15 protein-coding genes are annotated in these 17371 nt (G+C 43.7%); 8 read left to right on the plus strand and 7 right to left on the minus strand.

The genetic code is table 11. The features are described 5' to 3' along the window. Nucleotides 1–161 precede the first annotated feature (161 nt). Nucleotides 162–611, plus strand: coding sequence for a GatB/YqeY domain-containing protein (locus FQ083_RS04105; RefSeq protein WP_011512603.1), 450 nt, complete (start codon nt 162–164; stop codon nt 609–611). A gap of 74 nt (nt 612–685) precedes the next feature. On the opposite strand, the gene FQ083_RS04110 is transcribed toward FQ083_RS04105, so the two are convergent. Beyond that, nucleotides 686–2347: a M48 family metalloprotease gene (locus tag FQ083_RS04110; protein WP_149408938.1), complete on the minus strand. Its 1662-nt coding sequence runs from the start codon at nt 2345–2347 to the stop codon at nt 686–688. Between the two features lie 409 nt (nt 2348–2756). Here FQ083_RS04110 and FQ083_RS04115 point away from each other — a divergent pair, with 409 nt between their 5' ends. From FQ083_RS04115 to thiS, 4 genes are all read left to right on the plus strand, one after another. After that, complete coding sequence (locus FQ083_RS04115) at nt 2757–3224, plus strand: sulfurtransferase TusA family protein (protein ID WP_149408939.1); 468 nt, start codon at nt 2757–2759, stop codon at nt 3222–3224. Between the two features lie 241 nt (nt 3225–3465). Next, nucleotides 3466–4329 (plus strand): RNA polymerase sigma factor RpoH, encoded by an 864-nt coding sequence (rpoH, locus tag FQ083_RS04120; RefSeq protein ID WP_011512600.1) that lies wholly within the window; start codon nt 3466–3468, stop codon nt 4327–4329. 65 nt (nt 4330–4394) lie between these two features. After that, nucleotides 4395–4763, plus strand: coding sequence for a DUF423 domain-containing protein (locus tag FQ083_RS04125; protein WP_149408941.1), 369 nt, complete (start codon nt 4395–4397; stop codon nt 4761–4763). Nucleotides 4764–4874: 111 nt separating this feature from the next. After that, on the plus strand, nt 4875–5075 hold the full coding sequence (gene thiS, locus FQ083_RS04130) for a sulfur carrier protein ThiS (protein ID WP_149408942.1): 201 nt from the start codon (nt 4875–4877) through the stop codon (nt 5073–5075). A gap of 297 nt (nt 5076–5372) precedes the next feature. On the opposite strand, the gene hpf is transcribed toward thiS, so the two are convergent. Continuing rightward, on the minus strand, nt 5373–5741 hold the full coding sequence (gene hpf, locus FQ083_RS04135; RefSeq protein ID WP_149408943.1) for a ribosome hibernation-promoting factor, HPF/YfiA family: 369 nt from the start codon (nt 5739–5741) through the stop codon (nt 5373–5375). A 402-nt stretch (nt 5742–6143) separates the two neighbouring features. Then, entirely contained in the window at nt 6144–7841 is a 1698-nt protein-coding gene (rpoN, locus tag FQ083_RS04140; protein ID WP_149408944.1) for an RNA polymerase factor sigma-54, read from the minus strand. Nucleotides 7842–8164: 323 nt separating this feature from the next. On the opposite strand from rpoN, the gene FQ083_RS04145 reads away from it, so the two are divergent. Beyond that, nucleotides 8165–9061: a carbon-nitrogen hydrolase family protein gene (locus FQ083_RS04145; RefSeq protein WP_149408945.1), complete on the plus strand. Its 897-nt coding sequence runs from the start codon at nt 8165–8167 to the stop codon at nt 9059–9061. A gap of 75 nt (nt 9062–9136) precedes the next feature. On the opposite strand, the gene FQ083_RS04150 is transcribed toward FQ083_RS04145, so the two are convergent. The 4 genes from FQ083_RS04150 to lptM form a co-directional block, all read right to left on the minus strand. Continuing rightward, nucleotides 9137–10186 (minus strand): tyrosine recombinase XerC, encoded by a 1050-nt coding sequence (locus FQ083_RS04150; RefSeq protein WP_149408946.1) that lies wholly within the window; start codon nt 10184–10186, stop codon nt 9137–9139. A 57-nt stretch (nt 10187–10243) separates the two neighbouring features. Beyond that, a complete protein-coding gene (gene dapF / locus FQ083_RS04155; protein WP_020442583.1) occupies nt 10244–11131 on the minus strand; it encodes a diaminopimelate epimerase in 888 nt (295 codons plus the stop codon). 256 nt (nt 11132–11387) lie between these two features. Further along, a complete protein-coding gene (lysA, locus tag FQ083_RS04160) occupies nt 11388–12719 on the minus strand; it encodes a diaminopimelate decarboxylase (RefSeq protein ID WP_149408947.1) in 1332 nt (443 codons plus the stop codon). Nucleotides 12720–12814: 95 nt separating this feature from the next. Continuing rightward, complete coding sequence (gene lptM / locus FQ083_RS04165) at nt 12815–13126, minus strand: LPS translocon maturation chaperone LptM (protein WP_149408948.1); 312 nt, start codon at nt 13124–13126, stop codon at nt 12815–12817. Nucleotides 13127–13727: 601 nt separating this feature from the next. On the opposite strand from lptM, the gene FQ083_RS04170 reads away from it, so the two are divergent. Beyond that, nucleotides 13728–14960, plus strand: a complete 1233-nt coding sequence (locus tag FQ083_RS04170) for an acetate/propionate family kinase (protein ID WP_149408949.1) — start codon at nt 13728–13730, stop codon at nt 14958–14960. A gap of 110 nt (nt 14961–15070) precedes the next feature. Next, the gene (gene pta, locus FQ083_RS04175; RefSeq protein ID WP_149408950.1) at nt 15071–17227 is read left to right on the plus strand and encodes a phosphate acetyltransferase; all 2157 of its coding nucleotides are present in this window, start codon (nt 15071–15073) and stop codon (nt 17225–17227) included. Nucleotides 17228–17371 lie beyond the last annotated feature (144 nt).

A 17371-nucleotide genomic window follows, 5' to 3' on the forward strand; every position in this document is an offset into this window, starting at 1 on the left:
TACACTAACGCCACTGTTATCCGATGATATCAGTGGCGTTTTTTATGCTACAATTTTTGTTATTACTATCATTGGTTCTAACACTTTCTATTATAAAGCTTGTTCTGATTAGTAGACTTTTTACACAAACTTTTTACCTATAATCATAAGGAATAACAACAATGAGCCAAATTAAACAGACGTTAACTGACACCATCAAAGTCTCTATGAAAGCACGTGAGATTGAACGGGTCAAAGTACTGCGTAACGTACAAGCAGTTATCAAACAAATTGAGATCGACCGTCGAATAGAGCTTGATGATGCCGAAGTTTTGGAGATATTACAAAAACAGCTCAAACAGCGCCATGAGTCATTGACTATTTTTACCGAAAACGGTCGTGATGACTTGGCAACCAAAGAGCAGTTTGAGATTGATATTATCAATGAATATATGCCAAAACAGATGGATGATGCGGAGATTACTGCCTTGGTAAACGCAGAAATCGCTGAGCAAGGCGCAACGTCAATGCGTGATATGGGTAGCGTGATGGGTATATTAAAAACGAAAACCGCGGGTCGTGCTGATCCTGCCTTAATCTCAAAGCTGGTCAAAGACGCGCTACAAGGTTAATCGCTACAGCATATTGATAAAATCAACGCTTTTTCTATATAGCGCTTTATAGCAGTTAGTTATCAAAGAACCGCCTAAGGCTTAAAGTCTTTGGCGGTTTTTACGGCTTTGATTTCGGCATTGATATTAGCAAGTAGTGGACGAGCGCTATTGGCTTGAGCTGTATTTTGCAAATTTTCTGTCAATTTTTTGGCTTGCGTTAAAGAAGTCAGCGCGCGCTCGTAGCTTCCACTCCATAGTTGGTCATGACTGCGGTAGCGTAGTGCATTAATAGTAGCAATACTTTTTAGCGGTGCAGAATTGGTGGTCTTTGCCAATTTTTCATTGGCCAATTGCAAACTTTGCCACGCATAGCGATCACTTGGTTGCTGCTCGGTTAACGGCTTGAGTAAGGCTTGGGCTTTGGTTTGCTGATTACTATTGGTCAAGGCTTCTGCCAGATAAAGTCGTAAGTCACGGCGCTCAGGATAGAGCCGCTGCTGACTCTCTAGAATTTCAGCAGCTTGTTGCCATTTATTTTGTTCAGTCAAAATCTGGCTTTGGGTAATGGACAATAATGGCTCGAGTACTTGGCGCTTTGCTATCGGCAATGCCGACAGCTCGACAAATAAATTGTCGGCTTCTTTAAAGCGCTGCTGCTCGCCATACCAGTGCATCAGCGCAAGCTTTGCCCCGACGCTGTTCTTTGCCGCAGTCGTTAATGCAGTCTCTGAAGCATGCTTGCCTGTACTTTGTACCCGCCAATACAGCAAATCAAACAAAGCTTGATGGCGCTGCTGTTGATTTAACGGCAGCGTATTATAACGCTGCGCGCGGCTTTGAGATTCGCTCAAGCGCTCATTGCTCAGTGGATGAGAGCGGATAAAGCTTGGCAAAAACTGATTGGCGGTTTGATTCATCTGACTTTTTTGATTCATGGTCGCAAAGAAGCGCGGCATCGCCCGTGGGTCATAGCCAGCTTGGTTCATGATTTGCATACCGACCCGATCAGCATCACGTTCATTATTACGACTAAACGCCATACTACTATTCATAGTGGCGGTTTGGCTACCCATCATGACTGCTGCTGCCGCATCACCATCGACGGTCGATGCAGCAATCGCGGCGAGCATGCCACCTATTTGCATCAGCAAGGCTTTTTTACGCTCATCAGCGCCGCTTTCATAATGGCGCTGACTGATGTGCGCAACCTCATGAGCCACAACGCTTGCCAGCTCATCCATGCTGTTTGCAGCCAATATAGTGCCGGTATTAAGACCAATTACGCCGCCTGGAGCCGCAAACGCATTGATACTTGGATTGTCGATAATGACCAAACCAAGCGGTGCTTGCTGGCGCGCTTGGGCATTGAGCCGCCATGTTAGTTCTTTGACCGTTTCTTGAATCCAAGGGTCATGCTCCATCTTTACACGACCATTGATGTTTCTTAATGACCATTCACCAAGCAATTTATTTTGATATTGCTCATCAAAGCTCAGCCCTTGCCCGCGTAAACTGGGCAAACTTAGCTCTTCTGTGTTAGTGGTTTGCCATGAATCATAGCTCAATGGTACCGCTTGGCTTTTGCTAGAGGCGGCGCTTGTACAGGCCAATAGCATCGTTGACAGTGCTAATTTTATCGCAAGTGATCGCGACAGATGATGGTTTACCTGCTTAGAAAATAACCCTGTCTGTATGCTTGCATAGTAAGTGATAGCACGTTTATTCCGTGCATTTATTAGCGGCTTATCAAGCATTGATTGTCTTTTAGAATAATCCAAGTGCGTACCCTATATGCATAATCATAACGTGCTTTGACTATACGAGCTTGTCTATTGAACGTCAATTGCCGTCTGCTTGTCGCTACTAATAACTCCGCAGAGCGTCACTATTGCGCAACATGGTTATGTGAACCTATTAGATAAGTCTAATATAAAAATATGAAGATCAATACTACTCAGTTGTTCTGATTGATCAAACGCGATGATGACTATATTCAACTGCAATTGAATACAGGCAATTTGCTATAATGGTTGCTTATAAAACCGTCGGCGTCTCAGCACAATCGCCATATTGTATTAAAATAATATTATCCATAAGTATTGCAATGCTAAGCATTAGACTGAAACACAAGGTTTAATATTAGCCACGTTAAAGGTTTATTTTATGTCTGCTGATAGTCCATCCATCATGGTACGAGCCTCTTATCCAATATGTCTGGGAGAGACTGTGTCTAAGAGCGAGCAGCAGTCAATCAGGCAGCTCCTAGACTTATTACCAACAGATGACATCAACTTAAATGATAAAACAGATATGAGTAAACCAGTACTTGTTATCAAAGATATGGTCGATGGTCGCGGACTTGCCTGCCCGATGCCACTGTTAAAAACTAAGGTCGCTTTACGCAGTGTCGTCTCTGGAGAGTCATTGTACGTTGTGGCAACTGACCCAAATTCTCAAGCTGACATTATGGCTTTTTGTCAGCAAAGCTTACAAACAAAAGCCATGAACTCGCTATTGCTTAGTATTAATCAAGCCACCGTATCAGACAGTGAAGAATTTAGCGCCAGCCAATCTAAATATTCTGTTGATACAATATATCACTTTATCATTACCAAAACTGATAGCAACTAAGCGTCGCTATCCTTTACAATTACAACTATAAAGATTTTTATCTGACTGTTTGCTTATCTATTTAACCAAGGTCAAGAATATGGCTAATACCACTACTAACGCTGCAAATAACCGTAAAAAAGACAGCGCTGTTCCTGAAATAAACGAAGCGCGCGATGCAGCACTGAAAGCGGCAGCTGAGCGTCCGCCTTATGATGCCAGCGCGCTTGTCGATACCAGTACCCGTGATTTGGTACCTGCCATGCCGACGCATTTGTCCGCACCTGGGGTGAATTTGGGTGCTTATATTAATACCGTGCACCAAATCCCTATCTTGACTCCGACGCAAGAGCAAGAGCTTGCCCATCGCTATTATGATGAAGGCGATGTAGAAGCGGCGCGTTTACTGGTCATGTCGCATTTGCGTTTTGTCATTCATATTGCCCGCAGCTATTCAGGCTATGGGTTACCGCAAGCAGATTTGATCCAAGAAGGTAATTTGGGACTTATGAAGGCGGTAAAACGTTTTGATCCTAACAAAGGCGTACGTCTAGTATCATTTGCAGTGCATTGGATTAAAGCAGAGATTCATGAATTTGTCATCCGTAACTGGCGTATTGTAAAAGTTGCCACAACCAAGGCGCATCGTAAGCTGTTCTTTAACTTACGCAGTTTAAAAAAGACCAACAATCAGTTGACCCTTGAAGAAGCCGATGCGATTGCCAATGACTTAAACGTTACTCGTAAGCAAGTGCTTGAGATGGAGTCGCGCCTGACCTCTTATGATGCGTCATTTGAGGCGCAATCAAGTGACGATGACGATGGACGTTATGCGCCACAGCTATTTTTAGAGGATGGCATTGACCCTGCCGAAATCGTCGAAGAATCTGACTGGGAAGAAAATAATTCATCAGCTCTGATTGCTGCAATGGAAACCTTGGATGATCGCTCGCGTGATATTGTCGAGCAGCGCTGGTTATCTGAGCAAAAATCAACCTTGCATGAGTTGGCAGCGGTCTACTCTATCTCTGCTGAGCGCGTACGCCAAATCGAGAAAAATGCCATGGATAAAATCCGTGAAGCGATGACCATCGACAGTGTGATTTTACCTGATGATATTCAATAAGTTGCCTATAGATAAGACAACTGTCTTTGCCTAGTAAGCATTTATTCAACAATACGAGTACAACCATGTTCAATTGGATAAGTATCGCGGCGATCAATATGGCCATCGCCGTTGCTTTAGGCGCGTTTGGCGCGCATGGTCTCAAAGCTATGGTCAGCACTCAACAGCTAGAATGGTGGCAGACGGCAACCCTATATTGGTTCGTCCATTCACTTGGATTATTACTTGTTGGTATCCTTATTCGCTTAAACTATGCAACCCAAACCGCCGCATGGTTATTACAAATTGGTGTCATTATTTTTGCGGGTAGTTTATACGCCATGACACTTGGTGCGCCACGTTGGTTCGGTGCCATTACGCCTATTGGCGGTGTGCTGATGATTGTAGGTTGGTTATGGCTTGCGCTATCTTCAGCACGCTTAACAAATAGCTGATTGATTGATTTTAGTAAGAAATAATCTTATTTTATTTAGCTACGTTAGTGTTGGTAGTAGTGAAAATAGTAAGGCTAAATAGGAATTTTGGATTATTAGGGAGTACGATTTATGAGCAATATTAGTGTTAATGGTAAGAAGTTACAGACGACTCATCAAACGGTACAATTGGTTGTCAATGAGCTTGGGCTTAGTAACGGTCGTTATGCGGTGGAAGTCGATGGTGAACTGATTCCTAAAAGTGAGCTTGATAAGCTACATATCGTTGAAGGCATGGCTATTGAAGTAGTACAGGCTGTAGGCGGTGGCTAAGGTTTTTAACCATTGGAATAGATAGTCGTTTTTGATACATAGCATTTTAGGAAATTACACTGTAAAACCTAACGTATATAACACTTTCCTTTTTAAATTTATTATAAAAAAGACCTCAACGATTATGCGTTTGAGGTCTTTTTTTACTTAGCGTCTTAGGCTTGCTGAATTACTCATTTTTGAGCATGTCATGTATTCAATTTACTGAGGAATACTGTTTAATTTAATAACAGTGCTATTTACGCATTTATTTATTGGCTAATAATGATTAAAGTTTTATGACACAACAAGCTATCACTAAACTGCAGGCTCAGCTTCAGCCGTCATCAAATCTTCATAACGTGCATCACGCCCTGCACCCTGTGTTTTTTTGCTCTCCATTTTTGTTTTATACTTGCGTACTTGTCTATCAAGTTTGTCTGCCATCTCATTTATGGCTTTATACATATCATCATCAAGAGCTTGGACAAACATCTCTTTACCCGAGACTCGCATGATAGCTTCAGCCTTATGGCTCTTTTTAGCACCGCTGTTATCTAGCGATAGAATCACTTGAATACTTTGAATCTGATCGAAGTGACGCTCGACTTTTTCAAGTTTTTCGCGAACTGCGGTGTCCATGGCATCGGTAATACTGATATGGTGACCACTGATAGAAACATTCATATTATTGTCCTCTTATTAGTACTTACAATCAACAGATGAGGTCGCATCGCTGCTCTTGTCATCCTGCCTTACCACAAAATAATCTTGTATCTTTATCCTCAACGCCTTTAATAGCAGTGCTTTTAATAAAATATCGACATATCCTTTTATCGTCTTTTTTATCTCATCCCTAATGACTGACTACATAAATTTGCTAAATCGACACTTTGATTTTGTTGTTGGTATGACTCTAATTTGTCATGAAAACCTGCTAGTAGCAAGGCTTTATATTGTAAGTAAATGTAATAAAATCGGTTGTTTCTTTAATGTTTCTATATAATCAAAAAATTTTATTTTTTATATTATCTACAAAATATTTTGATTATTGATCGACTCTTTAGATAACTTATTGAATTCAGACCATTAATATTTTTGTTTGCGCTGTGTAGATGAGCCAATATTCATTGCTTCACGATATTTGGCGACTGTTCTCCTGGCAATATCGATACCTTCTGCCAACAAATAATCTTTTATCTTACTATCAGACAATGGCTTTTTGGGCTCTTCATCAGCGATAAGCTGCTTAATCATCGCGCTGATAGCAGTTGATGAGATATCACCATCGCTGCTGCTAACATGTGATGAAAAGAAATGTTTGAGCGAAAACAGTCCTTGCGGTGTCAAAATGGTTTTGCTAGTGGTCAGGCGCGAGACCGTTGATTCATGTAAATCGACTTCGTCTGCAATCACCTTTAAAATAAGCGGTTGCATAGCAGTGGCGCCATACTGCAAAAAAGATTGCTGGTAGCGCACGATGCTAGTGGCCACCTTTAACAGGTTCTGATTACGCTCTTCGATACTGCGAATAAACAAGCGCGCATCGGTGAGATTTTCACGCAGATATTGATTATCAGGGCTATTATCGCCGCGCTTAACAAGGTTGGCATATTCTTGGTTGACTCGTAGTTTTGGCAAGGTTTCAGGGTTTAGACGTACCTGCCAGCCATCTTCTTGAGTAGATATGGTGGTGTTTTGATGAGCATCATGGCGACGGATAGGCGTCACCAATACATCAGGGATATCATAGCTGTCGGGCGACTGAGTATAATCCGGTTGGCGGCTTTGAAATAGCGATCCTGGTGAAGGATTTAAAGTACGCAACAGCGTAAGCGCAGGGGTAATCTCCTGTGCCGCAAGTCCTGTGCGCTCAGTTAAGGCTTTAATATTATTACTGACCAGATACTCACTGGCAGATAAGAGCGCTTGGGCTTGTTTTAGATAAGGCGTATCAGTGTCGAGCTTAGATAGCTGAATCGCTAAGCATTCACTTAGATTTCGTGCGCCAACCCCAAGCGGATCACAGGATTGAATCATGCGCAGTACTGCCATTACTTCATCCTGCTCAACGCGCTCATCCCACTGATAAAAGCTCGCAATGGTATCAAAGCTCTGTAGCAACTCTTCTATATCGAGCCGTACAAAACCCATGTCGTCCATAGAATCCATCAAATACTCAGCGATAAGAGTATCTGTCTCTGAGAGACGTTTAAAATTCAGCTGCCAACGCACATGGTCTTGAATCGTCGCATTGGTACTGCCCTCATAGCGATCAAAGTCCTCAGAATCTGGACGCGCTGATATGCTGCCTGAACCAGTACTGGCGGTGTTAAAACCGTCATAATCTGCATTAGGACTATCATAGTTTGAGCCTTCAAAGTCTTCAATCGTATGACTGTCAATGGCATCCGTATCAAAACCGTCTTGCTGCAATTTATCTAGACTATCATTAGTAAAGCTATCGCTAGTACTGTCATCATAGTCAAAACCCTCTTCATTATTTGATGAAGGAGATATAGAAAACGTATCAGAAGCAGTACTCTGATTCCAACTGTCTAACGTTAGTGGCTCGCCAAACTCATCTAATACGTCTTTATCCATACTTTCGTACTCATCTTCATCGTTTTCGATGCGTTCTAGTAATGGATTACTGTCCAGCTTCGCTTGAACCTCCTGCGCAAGCTCAAGACTAGAGAGCTGCAGCAATTTAATAGCTTGCTGCATTTGCGGGGTCAGTTTTTGTGAGGTGCTTAGCGTGGTCGCCAATCCGAACGACATACTCATGGGCAGTTTATTACACTCCAGTCTTGGTAATATTGTCTTTGTAATGCTGATTATTGAGCGGTTTACCCTTAACAGGACATGACGATAGCATTTTTTGCGACAATTTTGCTATGATAATTTATGCCCTTGCCAGATAAGTGAATGACAAACCTCTGTCCGTAGCATTCTGGTAGCTTCTAAAGAATACTTTAATAAAAATTTATACCTGTGCATAGTTGCATAGAATGATTTGCGGAGTAAGGTTCAAATAAACCATTAATAATGACAAACCTGAAAACGTCTTATAAAAGAGATATAACATTAACAATATTGAGAAGCCTGCTATGAATGAACATATAAATAACATACAGCTGACCGTTGCTGCCATCCAAATGAATAGTCAGCAAAGCATTGAAGACAATCTGTCAGATATAAAATCCGCTATTATAGATGCTCGTGCACAAGGCGCGCAGCTTGTCGTACTACCAGAAAACTGCTGTAGCATGGGTAGACAGTTTGCTACTGCAGAGCAGTTCGATGCGCTGTCAGAGACGATAGCAGAGTATGCACGTACGTATGGTATATACGTGCTAGCGGGCTCTCTGCCCTGCCCGTATCGCCCTGACGGTATGATTGTGCCTGACAGTAGATTGCGCCAAGTAAGCCTATTGTTTGCGCCGGATGGTACACAAGTGGCACGCTATGACAAGATTCACTTATTCACTGCGACTGTCGCGGACAAACAAGGCAGTTATAACGAAGCGGCGACGTTTGAGCCAGGTACGCAGACGGTCGTGACAGCACTAGATATAGAGGGTGCCGTTTATCAGCTCGGTATGATGGTTTGCTTTGATCTACGCTTTCCTGCATTGGCGCAGCGTCTGCGGCAAGCAGGCGCAGAACTATTAAGTGCGCCCTCTGCTTTTACGTATCTAACCGGACAAGCCCATTGGTCGCTCTTACTGCAAGCGCGAGCTTTAGACAGTCAATGTATGGTAATTGGAGCAGCACAAGGCGGTGAGCATGCGTACAAAGACGGTCATACACGTCAGACGTGGGGACATACAACGATTAGCGCTTATGATGGAACTGTAATGAGCAGCTACAATGATAGTGAATTGAACCCATCTTTGAATAAAGACCATAAAAATTATGCTTTGGTCTTAGCGACGTTAGATAGACAAGCGCAAAATCAGGGACGACAAAGGATGCCTATCTTTGATTGTCATCGTTTGGCATAAAATAATTTTTATAAAAGCGTCTTGATAAAAGGTTTTTTTAATCAAAGCAATTTGCGATGAAAGACACTTTTAGAATTAAAGGGTTGAATCGCTGTCTTTGGATGCGTGAGTGGCTCGGGGATGGGCGCGGTCATAGACTTGGGTCAATTTAGCAAAATCGACATGGGTATAAATTTGCGTGGTACTGATATCGCTATGCCCAAGCATCTCTTGGACAGCGCGCAAGTCGCCACTCCCTGATAACATATGTGATGCAAAGCAATGGCGCAATAGATGCGGATACATGTTTTGAGCAATACCAGCACGAGTAGCAGCAACTTTGAGACGCTGCTGCACAGCCCTTGTTGATAAACGCGTACCCAGTTTTTCACTAATAAATAATGCACTGTCCATCTGCTCTACCCACAGATTGCGGTGCGGTAAATAACGACGAATGGCGTCAGCCGCTTTTATTCCTAAAGGTACTAGGCGTGTCTTATTACCTTTGCCGGTCACACGTACCCGCAAATCAGCCAAGTCTACATCTGCTATATCTAACGCGACTAGCTCACCGACACGTAGACCACTGCTGTAAAGCAATTCAAACATCGCCTTATCACGTAGCCACAAGCGTGCTTGTTCAGGTGTATCAGGGATTTCTTGGTCGAGCAATTGCGTCAATAAATCCACATCAGCGATAGAGGGTAAGGGTCTAGGGCTGCGCTTGAGCTGATACCCTGTAGTTGGATTGATACGTGCCAAATCCTCTTCTATCAGCCAGCCATAAAAATGACGAATAGCTGATAACTCTTGCTGAACGCTGGCAAGGGCTAGCTTGTCTTCATCAAGGCGTTGGCTGATATGCTGGGCTAATTGGCGCTTATCACAACGCGTCCATGTCAGGCATTTACCTCGCAGGAATAACGCCAGTTGATTCAAGCCTGCAAAATAGGCCGTCAATGTATGCGGCGAGTGATTGCGCACAGATAAGACATTTAGCCAACGATGCACAGGGGCTAATAATTCACTTAACGCGGCATCCGCTTCTATGGTGATTGCCAATTCTGCTGATAGCCATGACGGTGAAACGGATTGTTTATCAGATCGTGCGTCTGTCACTTGAGATTTTTTATAAGACATCACCATATTGAAAACAACCCTATTACTTATCCAGTAAAAATAACTGTCATTTATGTTTTACTATTAACTTTCTGGATTGGGCTTGATACCGGCTTGTGCCATCAAGCCATCTGGACTAAAGACACCTTCATACACAAATGCGGTTGGTCCGGTCATCATGACCGAATAGCCCGGCTGCCATTTAATTACCATGCTGCCGCCATAGAGCTGAGCACGCACATCTTCGCCTTCGTCAAGCCAGCCTTCGCGTATCCCAATGGCAACGGCTGCACAAGCGCCCGTACCACAGGCTTGCGTCTCACCGACACCGCGCTCATACACTCGCAGACGAATATGACGCTGATTCATTATTTGCATAAAACCGACATTGACACGTTCTGGAAATGCTGGATGCGATTCGATGGCTTTACCCAAGGTTTCAACGTCAGCATCAAGCACATCGTCAACTTTTATCACCGCATGCGGATTACCCATATTGGCAACATAAAGCTGCACCGGCGTACCATTTACGTCCAGATGATAAGCATTTTGGATTTTGGTGATGGCTCTTGGGGTAAATGGAATCTCACTTGGCTCAAACTTGGGCTTGCCCATATCAACTTCTACCCAGCCATAACGATCGGTCGTCAGCGAAATAATGCCGCTTGCCGTCTCAACACGGAGACGCTGTTTAAAGGATAACTTGCGTGCTTGCACAAAACGAGCAAAACAGCGGGCGCCATTACCGCATTGCTCAACCTCTGACCCATCAGTATTAAAAATACGGTAACTAAAATCGACGTCGGGGCGCATTGGCGGCTCAACGACGAGCAACTGATCAAAACCAATACCTAAATGACGATCACCCAGTAACTGCACCAAATCCTTGGTCAAGTCCAAACGCTGAGTCACCAAATCGATGACCATAAAGTCATTGCCCAACCCATGCATCTTAGTAAATTCTATTAGCATATCCCTGATATCCTATCCTATTTTTATGTATGTCTTATATTAGCACGCTGTCAGTTACAATCATAACTATCACCGTTATCAAATGCCAAGTTATATTCCACACTTATTATTCAGGTGTTTGATCATAATTTGCCATAAAAAAACCCACAATCATCATGATAATGGGTTAGATTTTTGAGATACTTTATGCTGCTTAACCATTAACCATTAACCATTAACCATTAACCATTAACCATTAACCATTAACCATTAACCATTAACCATGCCACAATACTTCGTCTGCATATAGCGCTTCAACGGTTTCGCGTTTGCGAATCAGCTGGTGGCGATCATCAGCTACCATGACTTCACTAGCTCGCGGGCGTGAATTATAGTTGCTACTCATAGTAAAGCCATAAGCACCAGCACCTGTGATTGCGAGAATATCGCCTGTTGAGAGCGACAACAAACGATCTTTTGCTAAGAAATCACCCGTTTCACAGATAGCGCCAACGATATCCCATGGCTCAGTACTTTCTGTATTAATACCATTACTAGGCAAAACGTTTGGAATTACTGCCATTTCTGCTTGATATAAAGCAGGGCGAATTAAGTCGTTCATTGCCGCGTCAACAATGGCAAAATTCTTATGCTCAGTTGGTTTGAGCACGTCAACCTTGGTCAATAACACCCCAGCATTTGCCACGATACTACGACCCGGCTCAAAGAATACGGTCAAGCCAAGCTCACTAAGTTTTGGTAATAACGCATTGGCAAATTCATCAATAGACACAGGCGTCTCATCAATATAACGCACACCCAGACCACCACCCAAGTCGATATGACGCAGCTCAATACCTGCTTTACGTAAGCTATGCACCAGCTCAATTACTTTGTCCAATGCCGCAACGAATGGCGCAACTTCAGTCAACTGCGAGCCGATATGACAGTCAATACCGACGATATCGATATGAGACAATTTGGCGGCTTGTTGATAAACGACCAGCGCATCCTCGTGAGCGACACCGAATTTATTGTCTTTGAGACCTGTTGAAATATACGGATGGGTTTTTGCATCCACATCAGGATTGACACGTAGTGATATCGGCGCTGATTTATCCAGCTGCGCGGCGACTTTATTGATTAGAGTCAGCTCACTAATCGACTCAACATTAAAGCAACCAATACCTTGGTTAAGCGCATATTCAATATCGTTATAGGTTTTGCCGACGCCTGAGAATACCACACGTGCAGCTTCGCCCCCTGCCGCCAATACCCGCATAAGCTCGCCACGTGAGACGATATCAAACCCTGCCCCTGCTTGCGCCAATACGCCAAGTACCGCAAGGTTAGAGTTTGCTTTTACCGCATAACAAATCTGGTGAGTTAAGCTAGCAAAGCTATCGGTATACGCTTGATAGACATCCAAAATGGCTTGCTTTGAGTATACATAACAAGGCGTACCATAGTGTTTAACCACTTCATCAATACTGACCTGTTCCATATACAGTGCACCGTCGCGATAATCTAGCGCGGGTAAATGGGCGGTTAAGGCTTCAGGATTGATGTACAGGCCTTGCTCAGTTTGGGTCGTGACTGACTGACTCATATAAATATCTCTAATATAATCAAGGTAACAATAAAGTATTGGGCTTGCTCAAAAATCGTTTGAACATTTACATTTTAATAATTCATGATTACTTATTAGTAATCGTTAGGATCGTTACTCGGTTCAGGCAGCTGAAAATTCTCTGTATTTTGTTGGTCGCTGTCAATCTTAGCAAAGGCAGTATCTTGTGGATTACTACCACTATCTAATATTGCCGTGCTATCTCGCACTGCTTTGCTACCAGCGTCTACAAGGTATAAATCGCCTTTTTGTCCGCAGCCAACCAACAAGGCCGCTGAAGCTATCGTGATCGACGTACCAAGCATGATGTTATACATACTATAGCGAGTGGCGCTGCCCACTGTCTGAGAGTGCTTGGGTTTTGAGGTATATCGTGTCGTAAACATAGGATAGATAACCTGTAATCTTGCAACGGTGTACGCGATAAAAATCACTATCAGCGAAAACAACCAAGGCTGCAATAGGGAAAATAGGAAGATTTTTTAATCATAGCATTATTCTATAAAGCTGTGCGCCTATAGAATATGTTTGCGTAGTAAATTTGCTGAAATGTAGTGATAGAGAATCCAATATAAATATAAAACAATGTTATTGATCTAAAGCTAGACAAACTTACTTACAATTTTTATAAAGGCAAATTTTTACTTATTTTATCTAATAAGCCCTTACTGTCTTCGGTGTACACCTGTAACCATCAATCAAGGACTGGCTGATCAAAGCCTTAGAGTTATCGTGGTGTCACTGCCAAAATATGATACATTATAGTCAACCCTTGTAGCTATAAGGCAACGCTAGCAGGCGTTTGCTTTACATTGAACCTATGTTAGACATAGTGATGGCTCAAGTATAACGAAGATCAGCGCGATGATGGTTTATGTTTCCAAACCGTGCAACCTATCCCAGCACCAATATCGCTGGTTTTCGTTTATTCAACAGGTGATCGTCAAGATGCGGCACCTTTTATAAAAGACAATCTAAGGATAGAGTATGAGCGCTGGCGTAAGCACCACTTTTGATGACAAACATTCTGAAGCATCGACCCTGACCAATCCTACTTTAGTATTGAACTGCGGCTCCTCTTCAATCAAATACGCCTTAATTAGTGAGGATGAAGGTACTCGTATCACAGGTCTTGCCGAAAACTTAGGTCTCGATACTGCCCGTATTAAACACACCACATTAAATGGTGAAAAGTTAGAAATTGCAATCGCTGGTGGTCGTCATGAACTTGCCTTACAAAAAATCCTTGAGCTACTTGAGCAGTATCACTTTATTGCTGTTGGGCATCGAGTGGTACATGGCGGTCGTGAGTACTCAGAAGCGGTGCGTGTCGATGCGCATGTGTTAGCAGAAGTCAAACGTCTAAAAGTCCTCGCCCCATTACACAATCCGGCAAACGCACTAGGTATCGAAGCTGTACAAGCAATCTATCCTGATATTCCGCAAGTGGTGGTATTTGATACTGCCTTCCACCAGACCATGCCACCCGTTGCTTTCCGCTATCCGCTACCAAAGGCACTCTATTCAGAACACAAAATCCGTCGTTATGGCTTCCATGGTACCTCGCATGCTTATGTATCAGAACGCGCCAGCCACATTACTAGCGCAACAGGACCACATGGTTGGTTAACTGCGCATTTGGGCAACGGCTGTTCAGCAACGGCTGTCTACGACGGCAAAAGCCTTGATACCAGTATGGGTCTGACCCCGCTTGAAGGTCTTATGATGGGTACGCGTAGTGGTGATGTTGACCCAAGCTTACATATTCATCTCAAGCGCCAACTTGGTATGAGCTTAGAAGAAATCGATAAAATGCTCAATAGTGAAAGTGGTTTACTTGGTATTTCAGGCTTATCGAATGACTTGCGTACCATTGAGCAAGCGGCTAATGAAGGTCATGAAGACGCGAAGCTGGCTATCGAGATGTTCTGCTATCGTGTTGGTAAATACCTTGCCAGCTTAAGCTGCGCGCTCCCTGATTTTACTGGTATTGTCTTTACTGGTGGTATCGGCGAAAACTCTGTGACTACGCGGATGCGTATTTTAGAAGTCATGCGTCATTTTGGCATCAAAGTAAATGCCGATAAGAACGCTGGCTTGGTCGGTGGCAATGAAGGCAGTTTCCATGCTGACGATAGCAGTATTGAGCTGTGGGTTGTCCCAACTGATGAAGAATGCCGTATCGCTCAAGAAACTCGTGCAGCCTTGGGTCTAAAATAAAACTAGGTCTACAATAAGACTCATATGCCTGCGATAAGAATCACAAGTTGATTCTTATCCGCTCAAGGATGACAATCTCTCTAAAAATATAATAAACAGTAGGATACATTATGCAAACTATTTTACTTGTGCCCATTAGCCGCGGTATCGGTGTGACGTCAGCGGCGTTAGGCTTGATTCGTGCTTTCGATTATAACGGTATCAAAGCGGGTTTTATGAAGCCGTTTTTACAAGACGATACGCTGGATAAGCAAAACAGTCTAGACAGCTCAAGCGCATTAGCCATGCATGCATTTGGACTAAAGCCACCTAAATCGATCAGCCGTCAACATGTTGAGCGTATGATTGGTGATGACAATCTTGATGACTTAATGGAAGAAGTGGTTGTTAACTACCATACTCTTGGTGATGATTACGATGTGGTGATTTGCGAAGGCTTAGTACCGACGACTGAAACTTCTTATGCCTCACAGATCAACCGTGCGATTGCTCATGCACTCGATGCCCGAATCATCTTTGTTAGCACCGCTGATACCAGTAAACCTGCCTATTTAGCCGATAAGCTTGATGTCCATGCGCGTGAATTTGGTGGTATGGCAAGTGATCGTACGCTTGGCTGTATCTTGATGCGGATGCATGACTTGCCGGATACGCAAAGCACCTTAGAAAATCAAATCGTTGCCCCTGGTGAAGCGATTGTGAGCTTGGATAGCGGCTTTATCCAAGAAGTACAACGATTATCGCCGCACTTTAATACTGAACAATTCCGCTTAATTGGTGTCGTACCATTTAGTGACTCATTATCCGTGCCGCGTACGTGGGATATCGCTGCTGAACTTGATGGTACTTGGCTCAACGTTGGTGAGGCAAAATCGCGCCGTATCAATCGCATTAGCTTGACTGCACGCTCAGTTGCACGTGTTGATGAAGTGTTCAAACGTGGTACGCTTATCGTGGTGCCGGGCGACCGTGACGATTTATTATTGGCGGCGGGTCTTGCCTGTATCAATGGTATTCCGCTAGCAGGATTGGTATTGACTGGCGGCGTTGTCCCTAGTCCAACCGTTGCTGAGCTTTGGCAATCTGCACTCAAAACTGGTATTCCTGTGATGAGTGTCGAAGATGACAGCTTTGAGACGGTACAAAGCCTATTACACATGAGTGCTGAGATTCCAAGTGATGACACCGAACGTGCTGAAGAAGTGGCTCGTTACGTCGCGGCGCATTTAGATTTGAGCTGGATTAAAGCATATTTTAGCCAAAATCATGAGCCACGCTTGTCACCTTCTGCTTTTCGTCATCAAGTGGTCAAAAAAGCGCAAATCGCCAAAAAACGTATCGTGCTCCCAGAAGGCTCTGAACCGCGTACGGTCGAAGCTGCTTGTATCTGTCAAAGCCGCGGTATTGCCAACTGTGTGCTACTCGCTAAGCGGGCTGATGTTGAACAAGTCGCCAAAAACCGCGACTTGGTATTACCTGAAGGGCTTGAAATAATCGACCCTGACAGCTTAGATATGAGCAAATATATCGCCGCTGTAGTCGAGCGTCGCAAAGGTAAAACCAGCGCAGAAGTGGCTGCTGAATATCTGCAAGATACCGTTTATTTAGGTACGACCATGCTACAGATGGACGAAGTTGATGGTCTAGTATCTGGGGCAATTCATACCACGGCGAATACTGTCCGCCCAGCGTTTCAGTTGATTAAAACGGCACCGGAGTACTCACTTGTATCGTCAGTCTTCTTTATGCTGTTGCCTGAGCAAGTGGTTGTCTACGGTGACTGCGCCATTAATCCTGATCCAAATGCAGAAGAATTGGCTGAGATTGCCATTCAGTCTGCGCAGTCTGCTGCCGCCTTTGGCATCGATCCAAAAGTGGCAATGATTAGCTACTCTACGGGCTCGTCAGGCACTGGCGCTGATGTCGAAAAAGTTACCCGTGCGACCCAAATCGTCCGTGAACGTGCGCCGAATCTAAAAGTCGACGGACCGCTACAGTATGACGCGGCTTCTGTCATGAGCGTCGGCAAGCAAAAAGCGCCGGATTCGCCTGTTGCTGGGCAAGCAAACGTCTTTATTTTCCCAGACCTCAATACGGGAAACACCACCTATAAAGCAGTACAACGTAGCGCCAATGTGGTCAGTGTTGGACCGATGTTGCAAGGCTTAAATAAACCAGTCAATGACTTGTCACGTGGTGCCTTGGTCGATGATATTATCTATACCATCGCCCTCACTGCCATTCAAGCACATAGCGACGTTATTTAAGCATCTAAAGCTTCGTTCAAAACACGTATTATTGAGCCGATTATCATAATGATGGTCGGCTTTTCTATGGCTTTTAAACAGTATAATTAAATATAATAAAATCGATAATCGGGATAAGTAAATAATCACATGCTATAGTCGATT

The sequence above is a fragment of the Psychrobacter sp. ANT_H59 genome (assembly GCF_008369225.1).
Taxonomy (GTDB): Bacteria; Pseudomonadota; Gammaproteobacteria; order Pseudomonadales; family Moraxellaceae; genus Psychrobacter; species Psychrobacter cryohalolentis.